Here is a 17,568-nt window from a genome sequence, read left to right on the forward strand (position 1 = left end):
CTGATGCTGGCCTCCACTCCAGCCAGCATCTTGAATCACAAAACAGGCCTCGACGGAATCCCCTTCGATTCTGTCAAAGGCTGAACCGCTCTAGCGCAGACTGCGGTGAGCTGGGAAGACCTCAGGACCTGTCGTCAGATCATGGCCAGAAAACACAGCGATGCTGTCGAAAGCCGTCGTCTCAGGGTCGCCGCAGAGGTCTGGTGGGTGGAAAGTCACTGGGTCATTCTCCAGATTCTCACGCGCGGCATCGGCTGGGCCTTTATCCCGGAACATATTCTGAAGGATTCCCCCCTCATGCCCCAGCTCACAATACCGGTGCTCCAATTCGATGAAGGAGCACACCCGGTTGCGCTCGAACTGATCTGGAACAAGCGACGGCCGCAAGGCCCCGCAGCAAAATGGCTGCAGGAACATTTCGCCAAAAAGCCGCCTTTGAGTATTTCAGCGGGGTTCCCCAACCGAAACCGACGGTGACCAGTCAACCGGCTCTAACCTTCTGTTTTTAGGTGCGCCTTATCCAAAAACCGTTTCACACTTTTCGGGACGCTCTAACTCGCCACCCTATCGGTAAGCATCCAGATCATCGGACGGAGCAACGCCGAAATTGCGCGCATATTGGTGCCCGCCATAGACGGCTGCCGCGATGATAGATGGAGCGAAACAGTCACCGATGGCGGTAACGGTTTGAATGCCCGCGTCGTCCCACTCACCCCTGCGGCATTGCAGTGCCAATGACAGGGCATTGTTCGGCAAACGACTGGTGACCGGAACAAGCGTATTACAGGCGATCTCAGATCGTTGACCCGAATAGACGCAAGCGAGTGTAAGCGTATCGGCGCTTCTACCCGCCAGCGTTTGCAATGCCATGATCTTCACGCCTCGTTCCAGAAGGCGGGTCTGGATTTTCGACTGTTCCAGCGTGTGCTCCGTCCATGGCGCGACGATGGGCGCGGGCGTTACCAGAATTGTTTCCAGACCTCGCGCGACAGCCAGTTCCGCCAGAACCGAACCGAGATAATAGCGGTCATCGTCGAAAACGACCAAAGGCCCGTGGCATTCGTCAAGCAAAGCCGGATCGTTCAACAGCCTATCGACGCCGAGCGTACGGCCTGCCGAGAGCCCGTCGAGCGGCTGTCGGTGCGCGCGCCCGACCGCATCGGTGCGCCAATGCGCGCCTGTCGCCAGCACGACATGGGGAATGCCGTAGCTCAATATGTCGTCGGCTTCGAGCGCGCTGTCGAGATACATTTCGACATTGGTGGCGCGTTGCAGTTGCGTCATGCGCCAGTCGCGCACCCGCGCCCAGCTTGCCAGACCGGGCAGGGCGGCTTCGTCGCTGACCCGTCCGCCCCAGCGTGTCCGCTTCTCGGCCACAATGACTTCCGCGCCGCGTTCGGCCATGGCGCGGGCCGCTTCCAGACCGGCAGGTCCGCCACCAACAACGAGTATTTTCTCGGCCTTGTTCAGCCGGCTGATCTTTTCCGGGTGCCAGCCTTTGCGCGCTTCCTCGCCGATGGTCGGATTTTGCGTGCAGCGTAGCGGGGCGACGATGTTGTCGCTCGCCGTGCAGATATTGCATCCGATACATTCGCGAATATCGTCGAGACGACCTGTCCTGATCTTTTCCGGTAGGAACGGATCGGCGATGGACGGCCGCGCCGCGCCGATCAGGTCCAGAATTCCGGATTTGACCGCCTGCACCATGGCGTCGGGGGAGGTGTAGCGTCCCACGCCGACCACGGGTTTGCTGGTCAGCGATTTCACAAAGGAAATATAGGGCTCCTGAAAACCTTCCTGAGCGAAGCGCGATGTCTGGCTGTCATTGGACCAGCCCGACAGATTGACGTCCCAGAGGTCGGGTTCTTCGGCAAGTGCTGCAATGACGTCGCGTCCTTCGCCATTGTGCTCGATGCCGTCCGTGCCCAGAAACTCTTCCACGGCAAAGCGCACCGCAACGGCGCAGCGGTCGCCGACGGCATCCTTCGTGTCAGCCAACACTTCGCGGAACAGCCGCAAGCGGTTTTCGAACGAACCGCCATATTCGTCGGTTCGTCCATTATAGCGCTTGAGCAGGAAATGCTGGAGCAGGGTCATGTCGTGACCGGCATAGACATAGACAATGTCGAAACCGGCATCTCTTGCGCGCAGCGCCGCATCGCGGTGCCATTTGCGAAACCGTGCAATATCCGCCTTGTCCATGGCGCGGGCCTGAACCGGGTCTTCCGTATCGACGATCATGTCCATCGGCCCAAGCGGCGCAAGCCGGCTCAGGCGATTGGAAACATGAATGCCGTTATGCACCAGCTGGATCGCGGCCAGACTACCGCGATCATGGACGGCTTCGGTGAGCTTTTTCAGCCGGTCGGCGTCTTTTTTGTCCCAGATGCGCCCCTGATTGGAAGGTGTGATGTCGGAGGTCGGATGAATTTCCGTTTCCTGCGTCGAGACAACGCCCCATCCGCCTTCCGCCTTCATCTGGCGCATCTTCAGGTCGTGTTCGGGATAGCGGTGTCCCATGCCGCTGCAATGCGGAACCTGATAAAAGCGGTTTTTGGCCATTACCGGTCCGATGCGGACCGGCTCAAACAATACGCTATAACGTTTTTCCATGACTGTCCCTAACGCACCAGCGACCGCTTGAAACGGGCTTCCAGCTTGGCCTGCCCATATTCGAGGACCACGGACAGCGCCCAGTAGATCATCGAAGCCGTGATGAGCATTTCGATATGCCGGAATTCGGTTTGTCCCTGCGTACGCGCCAGATACATGAGTTCCCAGACGCCGATGACCGACACCAGCGAAGAGTCCTTGAGCATGGCGATGAACTGGTTACCCGTCGGCGGAATGATGACGCGCATCGCCTGAGGGAGAATGACCAGCCACATGGTCTGCGACGGTCCGAGACCCAGCGCGTAAGCGCCTTCCTGCTGCCCGCGCGGAATGCTCTCGATTCCCGCGCGGAAAATTTCCGTCATATACGCGCCATAACACAGCGAAAGGGCCAGTACGCCTGCGGGAATAGGCCCGATCACATAGCCGACCTGTGGCAGTCCCAGATAGATAATGTAGATCTGCATCAGGAGCGGAAGGCCGCGAAACAGCGATGTGTAGAACGTCGCCAGCCCGAAGATCACCCCGTTCTCAGAAAGCTTCGCAACCGCACCCAAAAGGGCAATGACCGTGGCGAAGAAAATGGAAATTGCGGAAATATACAGCGTCGTGACAACTCCCTGACTGATCAGGAAGCCAATCTTTCTCGCAATGAAGTCAAACGACAAATCGAACGAATAGAAGAAAATCATCAACAGGATGAAGAGTTCCAGCCATATGACGATGATCTGCATCCAGCGCGGCAGCAATTTGAATGCATACCAGTTGATGAAGATCGCGACCGTCAGCAGGACCGAGGAAACCAGTGTAGCCTGGGTAAAACCTGCCCGCGCCAGTTTGGGATCGATACCGAGCCAGCTCGCAATCCCCGAAAAATGAAAATTCAGCACACAAAGTGCGGTCGCCAGAAGCACAAAGAATGCGAGTTGAACGGTTCGCTTCGCAGCTTCCGGATGCGTCAGAAGAAAACGCCCGATCATGATGAGCCTCCCGTGAGAGCGGTTCCGATTTGCTTGGAATTGTTGGTTCTCGGACCACTCTGTCTTGTTGTTTTCGCCGCTTTATATGGAGCCAGGCAATTCTGGCTGGCCCTAGTGGACTGAATTTGACGTTTGAATCCCGACTGAATGAGATGCTGTCTCAAACGTCAAATTCGAAAAATCCACTAGATACATAAACTTACTGGTGGTCTTTTCGATTCCGACATTTGCTCAACGCCTGTATCAGAAGGATGCAAATGTCGGAATCAGACCACTAGCCGGCTTTACGTTCCGCCATCCAGTCCTGCATACGCAGCTTCCAGTATGTCAGTTGCGCCGCAGCGAGCCCGGCCGCTCCCCCGGCCCAGACCAGCCCGAACTTCTCGAACAGGCGATAGCGGTCGGTCTGGCCGCAGATAGCTTCGGCTATGACTTTTCCGCCAATGGCAGTCGTGTTCAGGCCGTGACCGCCGAAGGCCGTGCAATACCAGGTCGCGTGATCCAGTTGCCCGATCTGCGGCATAAGATGCCGTGCGTAAGACATCAGCCCGGACCAGGCCAACTCGGTCTTGAGCGAGGCCAGTTGCGGATAGGTGCCGACCATCTCACTTCGCAGTTCGCGCACCACGCCCGGCGTATCCGCGGCTCTGGTTGTGATGCGTCCGCCCCAAAGAAGCCTGCGCCCGTTATCGACCACACGGTAATAGTCGCCCGCGCGGCGGTTGTCGCCGATGGCGGCTGTCGTGCGGATGACCGATGCTATCAGCTCCGGCGCTTCCTCACTGACCATGACATAGGTCGCAATCGGCAGATAAGCCCGTCTGATCTTTTGCACCAAGCCGTCTGTATAGCCACCGGTAGTGATCAGAACGGATGCGGCCTTCACACTGCCCGAGGCCGTTTTCACCAGCTTGCACATGCTCTGGTCCTGCAATGCGGCAGCGCGGCTGTTCTCGAAAATCTGGCCACCCAGCCTTTCGATCTCGCGACCCAATGCGCGCAGATAATTCAGAGGGTGAATATGAAAGGCATTGGGATCGCTGACCGACTGGAAATAGCGTTTCGAATTGAGCAGCTCGCGGGTTTGCGCCGTGGTCAGGAAATCGATCCGGTAGTTATAGTCGCGATAAAGCTGCTCCGCATAATGTTTCAGATTGTCGCCATCATCGTAGCGGCGCACACTCATGATGCCCGGCGTAAGACCTGCCTCGGTAATACGGAGATCCGCAATATTCTGCCGGACGAATTCGACGCCTTCTATGGAAAGCTTGTGCAAATCATCGGCGACGCCTTTTCCCGCCTGCGCGGCAATCGATGCCGTGTCCGTGGCAAAACCCGGACTGACAAAGCCGCCATTGCGTCCCGATGCACCGAAACCGATGCTTTCGGCTTCCAGCACAACGACTTTTTTGCCCGCGCGGGCCATTTGCAGCGCGGCTGAGAGACCGGCCAGCCCGCCGCCGATGACGACGATATCGGCAGTGATTTCCTGCTCGAGCGTCGGACGCGACTGGTCGTCAGCCTTGGTTTGTGTGTAGTAGGTTGAAGGATAAGTCATGAGAACCCCGAAAATAGCAGGCGGGGCAAGCCGCCGTGAGGCGGCTCGCATGAAGCGGACCTGATATGTGAATTAGTCGGCGCTATAGTCCTTGCCGTACCATTTGGTAGTCAGGGTCGCCAAAGTGCCGTCGTCCTTCATCTGCTTGATGATTTCACCGACTTTGGCGGTCCATTCGGGGTCGATCTTTTCCGCAATGACCACAAGCGGTTCACGAAAAGCATATTCGCCTTCCACGATCTTGACCGGATAACCGTTCTTTATTGCGTTCTGTGCCGTCTGCTCGGGCGCGACGATCGCATCGAGACGCACACCGTCACCAAGCCTCAGATCGTCGAAAGGCAGCATGGAATCCGCGAAAGTGCGGATTTCGCCGGGTTCAAGCTTGTATTCGACCGGAGGCAAACCCGGCGCGTCGATCTCGAGCTGGCGGCGTACATAGTCCTCGGATGTTGTCGCGGTTTCAACACCGATAACCTTGCCTTTCAAATCCGCAGAGGACTTGGTTTCGCTGTCTTTGTGAACGACGAAAACGTAAGGGCTGTAATAATAGATACCTGCGAAATCGATGACATTGGCACGGGCCTTGGTCGGCGTCACCGACCCTACGCCCACATCATAACGACCCTGCCAGCGCCCGCCCGTCAGCGTTGCCCAATCCGGCGTTTCAAAAGATACTTCCACACCCAGACGCTTGCCGATTTCGTTGGCGACATCGATGTCGAAACCGACGAGCTTGTTGGAATCATCGAGAAAGCTTTGCGGCGGCCAGCCCGCATTGGTGGCGACAACCATGGCTTTCTTGGACATCACGCGATCCAGCGTGTCCCCGGCATGTGCTGAGAAAGCCGCTCCCGCGACGACGCCAGCGGTCAACAAGACGGAAATCATTTTTTTCATTTTTCCTAACCCCTCCTCTGGTTGGTCCAAAATCATTGCATAAAGCCAGGAAGCGAACCAGAGCGGCATTTCGGGGCTTCATGAAAATCACGCATCAAGATATGCGTAAAAAAGCGAGAGTCGATTTTCCATCGAACGCCCCCAACCGGACCTATTGCCGTCGAGGGCGCGCTTCACGCCGCGCGACCTGACCTTCGACATCCAACAGGCCAGGCTACAGAAGTCGCCTCACCCCTTGTCACCACCCAGCATATTGTCAGAAACCGGGACAGAGGTTGCGCGATTTGTTAAATGCTGGTTTTTGCGTGTATCCCGACGTTCAGTATAGTGTGATTTGAGTCTGTTTCAGTTCCAGTCATATTTCGCATATTCGTCTGTTCCCAATGTCTTGTGTCCAAGATTGCTTTGGTGCGAGAAAACCGCCCAGCGGAGATTTTAGATATGTATGCCAGCAACGATGAGTCCGACACTCTCCTTGTTGCCGAACAATGGTTGCGGGAAGGGCGGCAGACCGCGCTCGCAACGGTTATAGAAACATGGGGTTCTGCGCCGCGCCGCATTGGCAGCCAGATGATTATCGATGCGCAAGGTGTTTTCCTTGGCTCCGTGTCCGGCGGATGCGTGGAAACGGAAGTGATAACCGCCGCCGCCGATGTCATTGCGACGGGGGAACCGAAGCTGCTTGAATTCGGAGTTGCCGACGAAACGGCCTGGCGCGTTGGCCTGTCCTGTGGCGGCAGGATTCGCGTGTCTGTCGAATGTCCCGACAAGGAATTGCTGTATCGCCTCAATCAGGAACGCTCTGCCCGTCGCACGGCCCTCGTCATCAGCGATCTGAACCAAGGCCATCAACGTCTCATTCGTGAAAACGATGACGTTGAAGACGACTTGCGCGATGAAGCGACTACTGCTTTGCGCAATGGCGTTTCCAGAATTCTGGAAGTCGGCGAAAAGACGTATTTTCTCAACGTTTTTCGGCCCAAGCCACGACTGGTGATTATCGGCGCGGTTCATATCAGCCAGGCACTGGCGCCGATGGCGCATATGGTCGGCTATGATGTTGAAATCATTGATCCGCGCACCGCTTTCGCCAGCCCCGAGCGCTTTCCGGCGAGCAGGATATACCCTGATTGGCCGCAGGATATCCTGACAAAACGACCGCTTGATCGCCATACGGCTCTTGCGGCGCTAACCCACGATCCCAGGATCGATGACTGGGCGCTGGCGGCGGCTTTGGAAGCCGGCTGTTTTTATGTCGGCGCGCTGGGCAGTCGCAAAACCCATGCACAGCGCCTGCAACGACTGGCCGCTCTTGGCACAAAGCAACCCGATCTCGACCGGATCGCAGCCCCCATCGGCCTCAATATTGGCGCCGCCACGCCGTCTGAAATTGCCGTGGCAGTGCTTGCAGAAATTATTCGGTCGTTTCGTTTCCCTAAAGCAGAGGCCTGAATGAAATTCGGTGACATTCCGGTCCGTCGCGCCAAGGGCGCGCTACTGGCCCATTCTCTTGCGCTGCCTGAAAAACGCTTTCCCAAAGCGCATTGTCTGAGTGACGACGATATCGTCCTTCTTATACAAAACGGCATTCAATCGGTCCGCGCTGCACGTCTGGACAGCGACGATCTGGACGAGAACCGGGCGGCGCAGGCCATCGCATTATTCATCCATGCATCCAGCATAGACACAAAGCCGCCAACGACAGGAAGGGTCAATTTCCACGCTGCATCTTCGGGGCTGTTCGACGCCGATGCCGCATTGATCGATGCAATCAACGCCGTCGATCCGGCTATCACGATTGCCACCCTCGCCCGGCATACGCCTGTCGAAGCCGGGCAACTGGTCGCGACCATCAAGATCATCCCCTATGCAGTCCCAGCCCGGAAGACGGAAGCGATTGCCGGACTATGCGCACAGAAGGAAGCTTTCCGGGTTCATCCCTTCAGCGCGAAAAAAGTCGGACTCATCCAGTCGCTCAAGCCCGGCATAAAGACTTCGGTTCTCGACAAGACCACCCGTGTCACACAAGCGCGACTTGAACCTTCCGCAAGCGTGATTTGCCGCGAATTACGGGTTGCGCATGAAGCCGAAGCAGTCAGACAGGCCATTTTGTCCTTGACGGACGAGGCCGATCTCATTGTCATTTATGGCGCATGGGCGATGGCGGATTTCAACGATGTCATTCCCGCTGCGATCCGGCTGGCGGGTGGCGAAATCATTCGTGCGGGCATGCCGGTCGATCCGGGCAATCTTCTGGTTTTGGGCCGGGTGAGGCATATATCCATCATCGGCGCTCCAGGCTGTTCGCGCGCGCCGAAGGAAAACGGGTTTGACTGGGTGCTCGACCGGTTGCTCGCGGGAATTGACATATCTGCCCGCGATATTGCCGGCTGGGGCGTCGGCGGACTTCTGAAGGAAATCTCAAGCCGTCCGCAGCCACGTGAAAGCTGAAGGGGGAACATCATGTCCGTACATGCCCTGATTCTGGCCGCCGGAAGCTCCCGGCGCATGAACGGCCCCAACAAGCTTGCCGCGCTTATCGGTGACAAAGCGCTGATCCGGCAAACCGTGGAACATGCGCTGGCATCGCGCGCTGAACACGTCTCCGTCGTGACCGGACATGAAGCACAGCGGATCGAGGAACTGCTGGTGGACTTGCCCGTGACCATCATTCACAATCCCGATCATCGCTCCGGCCTGTCATCATCATTGAAGACCGGCATCCGGCATCTACCCGCATCCGCATCGGGAGCGCTGGTCATGCTCGGCGACATGCCGATGGTCGAGAGCCAGCATATCGATCACCTTATATCCAGCTTTTCAGAAGCCGACGAACGATGCGTCGTGCGCGCCTCCCATGATGGAAAGCGCGGCAACCCGGTTATCCTGCCCCGCGCACTTTTTGATGCCGCCCTTGAACTTCAGGGCGATGTTGGCGCGCGCTACCTGATCGAAGACGCCAAGGTCGCTGTGATCGATGTCGAGATCGGTTTATCCGCGTTGACCGATGTGGATACGCAAGATGATTTATTGTCCCTTGGCGGGTCGATTTAGTGGATTGAATTTGACGTTTGAATCCCGCCTGAATGAGATGCTGTTTCAAACGTCAAATTCGAAAAATCCACTAGATACATAAAGTTGCTAGTGGTCTCTTCGATTCCGACATTTGCTCGGCGCCTGTATCAGAGGGGTGCAAATGTCGGAATCAGACCACTAGCGTGGTTTTCCAAACCGGACTCAGCCAAGCGAAGGGAAACCTGCCCTCGAACGCGGGTAACGCTGTTCCCGTCTGCTGAAAAGAAAACATTACAAATTGTTCATAATATTAAGGGATTAGCTCCTTGACAGTTTGGAACTTTTCTAGGGAAAACAGGCCATCGCAAAAATTGAGGGGAATCCTGTCCGCTTTTCAGACTGAAGCGGTTGCAGTTGATACATCCCGTCTCGAGATTGGTTTGGCGAGATGAGAGCATGAAATTACGACATTTGTTACTTGCAGTCGCGACCGTTGCGGTCGTTGGCGGTGGGGGTTTTCTGGCTTATAGCTGGAAATCCGCGATCGATCCTATCAACCCGCCGGATCCCACGTCCTTTGATAAGGCACTTGTTCAAAAAGGCGCGGCTTTGGCCGCGGTTGGCAATTGCGTAGCCTGCCACACCAATCCAGGCGGGCGTTCCTTTGCGGGCAGTTTCCCGATGCCGACACCATTTGGAACCATCTATTCCAGCAATATCACACCCGATGCAGAAACCGGCATCGGGCGCTGGTCGGAAACTGCCTTTAGCCGCGCCATGCGCAGCGGCGTCAGCCGTGACGGCTCGCAGCTTTATCCGGCCTTCCCGTTCGATCACTTCACCTATGTGTCGGATGAGGATAACAAGGCGCTCTACGCGTTCCTCATGACCCGCCCGGCCGTGAAGCAAACGCCGCCGGCAAATGATCTGCCCTTTCCGCTCAATTTCCGCCCGGTTCTCGCAGGCTGGAAGATGCTGTTCTTCCGTGAAGGCGCGTATGAAAACGATGCGTCTCAAAGCGCGGAATGGAATCGCGGCGCTTATCTGGTCAATGGTCTTGGCCATTGCGGCGCCTGCCACACGCCACGCAACCAGTTCGGCGCCGAAAAATCCAGCGAATATCTGGCTGGCGGTGAAGCCGAAGGCTGGTCGGCTTATGCGTTGAACGCATCGACAGCCGCCCCGCTGCCATGGACAAGCGACAGCCTGTTTGCCTATCTACGGCAGGGCTGGCACCCGGATCACGGTGTTGCCAATGGCCCGATGGGCGAAGTGACCGGCAATCTCGGCCTGCTGCCGGATTCCGACATTCGCGCCATTGCAACCTATCTTGCTTCCCTGATGAGCGAACCTGCGCCGGAACGCGCCAAGCGTGCCGACGAAATTCGCCAGCAGGTTTCGCAGACTGCCAAGGCTCCAGCTCCCGCAATGGCCTCCACGCCCGCCGAACGCGGCGCAGCGATCTATCAGGCGGCTTGCGCCACCTGCCATAACGGCAGCCGTCCCCTCCCCTTCGGCGGCATTGATCTTCATCTTGCCACCGCAATCAGCGCGCCCGATCCGCAGAACGCCATCAATGCGGTGCTCTTCGGTCTTCCCGCCGCAAGCGGACGGCCTAGCGCGATCATGCCGGGCTTTGCAGCCACTATCGATGACGATGAACTGAACGATCTTCTGACCTATCTGCGCGATCATTTCGCCGGGAAGCCTGCCTGGACAGATGTGAAAACCCGCGCCGCCGATACCCGCAGCGGCAAATATCACGTCAGCGTGCGACCTTCCGACGGCATTGAACGCGGTCCCGACAATATTGGAGCTCAGGACAAATGATAAAACTCAACGTGAATGGTGTTGACCGCGAGGTCGATGCCGACCCTTCAACCCCGCTTCTTTACGTTCTGCGCGACAATCTCGGGCTGAACGGCGCGAAATTCGGCTGCGGACTTGGCCAGTGCGGCGCCTGCACCGTGATGGTCGACGGCGAGGCGGTTTTTTCCTGCCTCACGCCGATCATGCTGGTGGAAGGCCAGAAGATCAAGACGGTCGAGGGCCTTGGCACCATCGAAAATCCGGGGCCGATGCAGACCGCCTTCATCGAAGAGCAGGCAGCGCAATGCGGCTATTGCATCTCCGGCATGATGATGCGGGCGCAATCGATCCTTGAAGCCAATCCGCAGGCAACGGATGCCGAGATTCAGGCCGGTATGGAGCCAAATCTCTGCCGTTGCGGAACGCATATGCGCATCCTGCGCGCTGTGAAACATGCGCGTGAACTGATGAAAACGGCATCCGCCGCGCCTGCGGCCAGTCAAGGGAGGTCCTGATGAACGCTCCAACTGTTCCTGACGTCACGCGTCGCGGCTTTCTCGGTGGAGTTGGCGGACTGCTTGTCTCCTTCGCCATCCCGACCGAGGCTTTCGCGCAGGAAGGCGAAGTCGCCGCATCGCAGCTTCAAAAGCCCAAGGCAAAGCTGCCCGGCAGCCTTTCCACGACACCATCGCTGGACGCCTGGATTCATATCGATCCGAACGGCGAGATCACGGTTTTCACCGGCAAGGTAGAACTCGGCCAGGGAACCAAGAGTTCGCTGCGCCAGATAGCGGCCGAAGAGCTGGAAGTCGCACCGGGCGAAATCAATCTCGTCACCGGCGACACCAGCCTTACGCCCAATGAAGGCTATACGGCCGGCAGCCAGACGATCCAGAACAGCGGCACGGCGATCCGTCACGCGAGCGCCCAGGTTCGCGAAATCCTGATCGCGCAAGCCAGCGCCAAGCTCGGCGTTCCAGCCGATCAGCTCAAGGCCGATGGTGGCAAGATCACTGGGCCGAACGGCGCTTCGATCGGCTATGGCGAGGTCATCTCCGAGGACCTGCTCCACATTCAGGCCCAACCTGAATCCAGGCTGAAAGACCCTTCGACCTATCGCTCCATCGGCAAGCCGTTCGCGCGCGTCGATATTCCGGCCAAGGTCACGGGTGGCGAAGCCTATGTGCAGGACATGCGCCCGGAAGGCATGGTTCATGCCCGTATCGTGCGTCCGCCATCATACACCGCAAAGCTGGTCAGCTTCGATGAAGCCGCCATCAAGGCCATGCCGGGCGTGATCGCAGTCGTGCGCGACGGTGATTTCCTTGCGGTTGTAGCTGGTCAGGAATTCAAGGCCGTGCAAGCGATGCGAGCGCTGGCCGCCAATGCGAAATGGCAAGAAAGCGCTGGTCTCCCCGACCAGAACAACATTGGAGCTTTTCTCGAAAGCTCCGTGAGCGAAACGGGCGTTGTCGCGTCTGTCGGACAGGAATCGGTAGCGGGCGCCAAGACGTTCAAGGCCCAGTTCACCCGCCCCTACCAGATGCACGGCTCCATCGGCCCTTCTGCTGCCGTTGCTATCCTTGACAAGGATATGCTGACCGTATGGACGCACACGCAGGGCGTCTATCCCGACCGCAACGCCATTGCCGAAATGCTGGGGATGGAGACGGACAAGGTGCGCTGCATCCACGCGGAAGGTTCGGGCTGCTATGGCCATAACGGTGCCGACGATGCGGCAGCCGATGCCGCGCTGATTGCAAGCCACGTTCCGGGCAAGCCGGTCCGCGTGCAGTGGATGCGCGAACAGGAACACCAGTGGGAGCCTTATGGCGCAGCCATGATGACCCGCTCCGAGGCCGCGCTCGACGCCGATGGCAAGATCGTCAACTGGCATTTCGATCTGTGGAGCAACAACCACAGCACACGTCCGGGAAGCGCCGGTTCTTTGATCGCCGGTCGCCTGATGGGCAAGCATTTTCAGCAGGAACCGGTGCCGATGGAGATTGCTCCGCTCGGTAATGGCGACCGCAATGCCATTCCGCTCTACGACATCCCCAACCAGCGGGTGAACTGGCGTTACGTGCCGGAAATGCCGGTGCGTGTTTCTGCGTTGCGCGGCCTTGGCGCCTATTGCAACGTGTTCTCCATCGAAAGCACGATGGACGAGCTTGCGGAACTGGCTGGAGCCGATCCTGTCGAATTCCGTCTGCGTCACATGAAGGACCCGCGTGGCCGCAAGGTCATCGAAGTCGCCGCCGAAAAATTCGGCTGGTCGAATGCGCCGATGCCGAAGGGCAAGGGGCGCGGCTTTGCCTTCGCGCAATACAAGAACCATGCGGCTTATCTTGCCATGGCGCTGGAAGCCGAAGTGGATGCGGAAACCGGCCTGATCAAGATTTCGCACGTCGTTTCCGCCGTCGATTGCGGCGAGGCGGTTGCTCCCAATGCCATCGTCAACCAGACCGAAGGCGGCATTCTGCAATCGCTGAGCTGGACGCTCTATGAAGCGGTCCAGTTCGACAAGACGCGCATCACCAGCACAGACTGGTCGAGCTATCCGATCCTGCGTTTCAGCGCGGTTCCGGATAGCGTCGATGTGCATATCGTGGACAATCCTGGTATGCCTTATCTTGGTGTGGCGGAAGCAGCCCAGGGGCCGACCGGCGGGGCTATCGCCAATGCTGTCAAGAACGCGACCGGCAAACGCATTTATGATCTGCCCTTCACGCGTGAACGCGTGAAAGCAACGCTCAAGGCCTGATCCCGCCTATAGAGACAGCGTGAGAGCCGGCCTGAATAATCGGGCCGGCTTTTGCATGAGCATAACCTGTCTGGAAGACGCGGGCTCTCAGCAGGCTTTCGCGAATCCGGTTGGCTTGCGAACGCCCTCGGATTCCAGAATGGGCAGGACATGATCGCGGAAATAGGGAAATTCCTCAGCATAATCGACAAAGGAAAGCGTCGTACCGTCGAAGCCGGCACGGTGTAGCGCGAGTATCCCTTCAGCCACCTGTTCCGGCGTACCAACGAGCGGAAAGTCGCCCCATATGAAACGATGCCTCTATGCCAGCGTATAGTCCGCACCATCCCGCCGATACATATACAGGTGCCCACACAGCGGAATGACCGCCGTCGGCTGGCGGGCACGGCTCAATCGCCGTAACGAACGATATGGGCAGCGATAAAAGATTTTAAGAATTTAAAATCAATTAAGAAAATAATACATTTCCCATTCAATAAATAAGCCAGTTAACGAATTTCTATCGCAAACATATTACAGATAGAAGACACGCATACATTATGACAATAATATAACATACAGAATACATTCATATAAACTTCATTGGAAGCATGACGCCAGACTCGTTATTACGACGTGCGCTCAACGGGGGTGCGTTAAATTCTCGAGGGTTCTCATGCAGACCAAGATTTTCAGCGCTATAGGCGCCGTTCTCGCTACCGCTTTCCTTGCAAGCCCGGCGGCCGCCGAAAAAACCAGGATCGACTTCTGGTTCGGCAACTCCGGCGATATCGCCAAGCGCGTAGAGGAACAATGCGACCGCTTCAACAAATCGCAGGACAACTTCGAAGTTGTCTGCACGAGCCAGGGAAGCTACGACGCATCCCTGCAGAACACGATCGCCGCGTTCCGTGCCGGCAAGCAGCCCACCATCGCACAGGTTTCGGACGCAGGCACGCTCGACATCATGCTTTCAGGTGCTTATTACCCGGCCAACAAACTGATGACCGATATGGGCTACACAGTCGATTGGAACAACTATTTCTCCGGCATCGCGAGCTACTATGCCACTTCCAAGGGTGAAATGTACTCGTTCCCCTTCAACTCCTCGACCGCGCTTCTCTACTGGAACAAGGACGCCTTTGCCAAAATCGGCAAGGATCATGCACCCGCGACGTGGGAAGAAGCTGCAGCCGATTTCAAGGCTCTCAAAGCAGCCGGTTATGCCTGCCCGCTCGGCTTCGATATTTCCAACAATGAAGTCTGGCAATATGTCGAACAGTTCGAAGCGGTCCACGGCGAGCCGATTGCAACCAAGCGCAACGGTTATGAAGGTCTCGATGCGGAACTCACCTTCAACAAGGGCAAGCTGGTCAACTTCATCAAGGACCTCAAGAGCTGGTACGACGATGGCGAAGCCGTGATCAAGTCCAAGGCAACCGGCCAGACCTTTATCGAAGCGTTTTCCGCCGGCGATTGTCAAACCATCCTCACGTCGGTCGGCGACCACGGCAATATCGGCCGCACGGCGAAGGAGGGCATGAACTGGGGCGTCGCCATGTTGCCGGTTTATGAAGGCACGGAGCGCAAGAGTTCTTTCGTCGGCGGCGCTTCGCTCTGGGTTCTGAAGGGCAAGTCGGAAGCCGAGTATAAGGCAGCGGCAGCATTCTTCGACTTCATCGCCAAGCCGGAAGAAGCTCTCACCTGGTCGACGGTCACAGGCTATATCCCCGTTCGCAATTCGGGCTATGAATATCTGCAGAAGCAGGGCTTTTATGACAAGGCGCCATATGCCGGTCGTGAACTCGCGATCCAGAGCCTGACGGCCTCACCGTCCGACGATCCGGCACCGCATGGTATCCGCCTCGGCGGACTTCTGCAGATCCGTCAGGAAATCGCCAACGGCCTGCAGGCGATCTTCATAAACAATGAAGATGTGCAGGCATCGCTCGACGGTGCAGCAGAGCGCGGCAACCAGATTCTTCGCCGCTTCGAACGCACTTACAAGGGTGCACGGCTTCCCTGACCCTCAGCATGAGACCCGTTCGGCCCAGCGGTGCCGAACGGGTTGAAACTTCTGCATTCCATATCGGGCGCTGAAGGCAACGTGCTCGAGAAAGTGAAAACCTCCCATGGAAAAGCGCGTTACGTTCTCATCGACGACAATCGGCCTTCTGTTCGCGCTGCCGATGCTGCTTCTCATCTTTGTCTTCTTCTACTGGCCGAGCGCGCAGGCTCTCTACTGGGCCTTTACGCTGGAACAGCCTTGGGGCGGCGGCAATGTCTGGGTTGGCTTCGACAATTTCACGCAACTGCTGCAGGACCCAGTCTACTGGGAGTCCATCATGCGAAGCCTGATCTTCGGCTTGGCATCGACGACGATTGCCATGGGTGTCGCGCTGATCCTCGCGCTCATCACCGACCGCGAACTGCGCGGCAACAGGTTCTACCGTTCCGTCTTCATCTGGCCTTATGCAATTGCGGCACCGGCGCTGGGTCTGGCCTTCCGCTTCATCCTGGCGCCCGAGGCTGGCCTGCTCTCCGTTATCAACCAGATCTGGCCCAATCTCTGGAACCCCGCGCTCGATGGCAAAGACGCCATGATCGCCGTAATCGTTGCCTTCTCCTGGAAATATATCGGCTACAATTTCATATTCTTTCTGTCCGCTCTCCAGGGCATTCCGCGCTCCCTCATCGAAGCTGCTGCGATGGATGGTTCGGGACCGATGCGGCGCATATGGGACATCCAGCTGCCACTCCTGACCCCGACGCTCTTCTTCCTGCTCGTCATCAATATCACCGAGAGCTTCCAGGACTCGTTCGGTATCGTCGATGTGATGACGCAAGGCGGACCGGCGCGGGCCACCGAACTGATGGTCTACAAAATCTATTTCGATGGTTTCAAGGGGCTCGATTATTCCGGAGCAGCCGCCCAGTCGATCATCCTGATGCTCCTCGTCATCCTGCTCACGATTTTCCAGTTCCGCTTCATCGAGCGGCGCGTACACTACAAGTGAGGCGCAGAAATGATCGAACGTACGCCCCTCTTCAATTTCGTCTGCTACACGATCCTTGCCCTGGGTCTTGTAATTGCGCTGCTTCCCTTCGGCATCGTGATCATCGCCTCGACGCTGGATCTGCGCGCCGTCAACACAGTACCCTTGCCGCTGACGCCGAGCACTCATTTCTGGGAAAACGTGCAGGCGGCCTGGACGCGCGCCGATCTTGGCAACAAGCTCCTGAACAGCCTGATTTTTGCCGTTTCCGTCGCCGCCGGTAAGGTGGTCCTGTCCTCGATGGCCGCTTTTGCCATTGTCTATTTCAGGTTCCGTGGCCGTTATCTGATTTTCTGGCTGATCTTCATTACGCTGATGCTGCCGCTCGAAGTTCGTATCGTGCCGACTTATTCCATCGCCGCGAACGCGTTGCAGCCCTTCCAGACCATACTGGATGTTATGGGCGTCACGTCGCTACTGGCTTCCCTGGCCGGGATTGAGGTCAATCTGCAATGGGGCCTCCTCAACTCCTATACCGGCCTCGTATTGCCGCTGGTTGCGACCGCCACGGGCACCTTCCTCTATCGCCAGTTCTATCTGACCGTGCCAGATGAACTTGCAGAAGCAACGAAGATGGATGGAGCCGGTCCGATCCGCTTCTTTCTGGATGTCCTGCTGCCGCTTTCCCGCCCCAATATGATCGCACTTTTCACGATCATGTTCGTCTGGGCCTGGAACCAGTATCTCTGGCCCCTGCTGATCACCACCGATCCGAGCTTCGGCATTGCCGTGACACAGCTCAAAACCCTGATCCCATCGGAATTCGGCCTGCCGGACTGGAATGTCGCCATGGCCGGAACCCTCATCATCATGTCGCCGCCGCTGATCCTCGTCATTTTGATGCAGCGCTGGTTCGTGCGCGGCCTTATCTCCACCGAGAAATAAAAGGATACT

14 protein-coding genes and 1 pseudogene are annotated in these 17,568 nt (G+C 57.4%); 10 read left to right on the plus strand and 5 right to left on the minus strand.

All coding sequences use genetic code 11. From position 1 onward, the window contains the following. Positions 1–90: 90 nt before the first annotated feature. Positions 91–477 (plus strand): annotated as a pseudogene (locus FHS76_RS18910) (LysR substrate-binding domain-containing protein); the annotation flags it as partial. A gap of 87 nt (positions 478–564) precedes the next feature. Here the strand turns inward: FHS76_RS18910 and FHS76_RS18915 are convergent. The 4 genes from FHS76_RS18915 to FHS76_RS18930 form a co-directional block, all read right to left on the minus strand. Beyond that, entirely contained in the window at positions 565–2,613 is a 2,049-nt protein-coding gene (locus tag FHS76_RS18915; RefSeq protein WP_183656578.1) for an oxidoreductase, read from the minus strand. 8 nt (positions 2,614–2,621) lie between these two features. Further along, a complete protein-coding gene (locus tag FHS76_RS18920; protein ID WP_183656581.1) occupies positions 2,622–3,593 on the minus strand; it encodes an amino acid ABC transporter permease in 972 nt (323 codons plus the stop codon). 274 nt (positions 3,594–3,867) lie between these two features. Continuing rightward, entirely contained in the window at positions 3,868–5,151 is a 1,284-nt protein-coding gene (locus tag FHS76_RS18925) for an NAD(P)/FAD-dependent oxidoreductase (protein ID WP_183656585.1), read from the minus strand. A 72-nt stretch (positions 5,152–5,223) separates the two neighbouring features. After that, entirely contained in the window at positions 5,224–6,042 is an 819-nt protein-coding gene (locus FHS76_RS18930; RefSeq protein WP_374828651.1) for a transporter substrate-binding domain-containing protein, read from the minus strand. Between the two features lie 450 nt (positions 6,043–6,492). Here FHS76_RS18930 and FHS76_RS18935 point away from each other — a divergent pair, with 450 nt between their 5' ends. The 6 genes from FHS76_RS18935 to FHS76_RS18955 all read left to right on the plus strand — a co-directional run bounded on the left by FHS76_RS18935 (position 6,493) and on the right by FHS76_RS18955 (position 13,639). Next, positions 6,493–7,503, plus strand: a complete 1,011-nt coding sequence (locus FHS76_RS18935) for an XdhC family protein (protein ID WP_183656592.1) — start codon at positions 6,493–6,495, stop codon at positions 7,501–7,503. Next, positions 7,504–8,502, plus strand: a complete 999-nt coding sequence (locus FHS76_RS22800; RefSeq protein WP_328700535.1) for a molybdopterin-binding protein — start codon at positions 7,504–7,506, stop codon at positions 8,500–8,502. A 12-nt stretch (positions 8,503–8,514) separates the two neighbouring features. Continuing rightward, positions 8,515–9,105, plus strand: a complete 591-nt coding sequence (locus FHS76_RS22805) for a nucleotidyltransferase family protein (protein WP_328700536.1) — start codon at positions 8,515–8,517, stop codon at positions 9,103–9,105. Positions 9,106–9,522: 417 nt separating this feature from the next. After that, entirely contained in the window at positions 9,523–10,896 is a 1,374-nt protein-coding gene (locus tag FHS76_RS18945; RefSeq protein WP_183656596.1) for a c-type cytochrome, read from the plus strand. Next, a complete protein-coding gene (locus tag FHS76_RS18950; RefSeq protein WP_183656599.1) occupies positions 10,893–11,390 on the plus strand; it encodes a (2Fe-2S)-binding protein in 498 nt (165 codons plus the stop codon). Before FHS76_RS18945 ends, FHS76_RS18950 begins: the two co-directional genes overlap by 4 nt. Then, positions 11,390–13,639 carry a xanthine dehydrogenase family protein molybdopterin-binding subunit gene (locus FHS76_RS18955; protein WP_183656602.1) on the plus strand — a complete coding sequence of 750 codons (2,250 nt, stop codon included), beginning with the start codon at positions 11,390–11,392 and terminating at the stop codon, positions 13,637–13,639. Before FHS76_RS18950 ends, FHS76_RS18955 begins: the two co-directional genes overlap by 1 nt. A gap of 87 nt (positions 13,640–13,726) precedes the next feature. On the opposite strand, the gene FHS76_RS18960 is transcribed toward FHS76_RS18955, so the two are convergent. Then, positions 13,727–13,888: a hypothetical protein gene (locus FHS76_RS18960; protein ID WP_235992772.1), complete on the minus strand. Its 162-nt coding sequence runs from the start codon at positions 13,886–13,888 to the stop codon at positions 13,727–13,729. 406 nt (positions 13,889–14,294) lie between these two features. Between FHS76_RS18960 and FHS76_RS18965 the strand changes: the two genes are divergently transcribed. The 3 genes from FHS76_RS18965 (at position 14,295) to FHS76_RS18975 (ending at position 17,559) form a co-directional block, all read left to right on the plus strand. Then, positions 14,295–15,644, plus strand: a complete 1,350-nt coding sequence (locus FHS76_RS18965; protein ID WP_183656604.1) for an extracellular solute-binding protein — start codon at positions 14,295–14,297, stop codon at positions 15,642–15,644. Positions 15,645–15,750: 106 nt separating this feature from the next. Further along, on the plus strand, positions 15,751–16,635 hold the full coding sequence (locus tag FHS76_RS18970; RefSeq protein ID WP_183656607.1) for a carbohydrate ABC transporter permease: 885 nt from the start codon (positions 15,751–15,753) through the stop codon (positions 16,633–16,635). Between the two features lie 9 nt (positions 16,636–16,644). Continuing rightward, on the plus strand, positions 16,645–17,559 hold the full coding sequence (locus tag FHS76_RS18975; protein ID WP_183656611.1) for an ABC transporter permease subunit: 915 nt from the start codon (positions 16,645–16,647) through the stop codon (positions 17,557–17,559). Positions 17,560–17,568 lie beyond the last annotated feature (9 nt).

It is taken from the genome of Brucella daejeonensis (genome assembly GCF_014199265.1).
Taxonomy (GTDB): Bacteria; Pseudomonadota; Alphaproteobacteria; order Rhizobiales; family Rhizobiaceae; genus Brucella; species Brucella daejeonensis.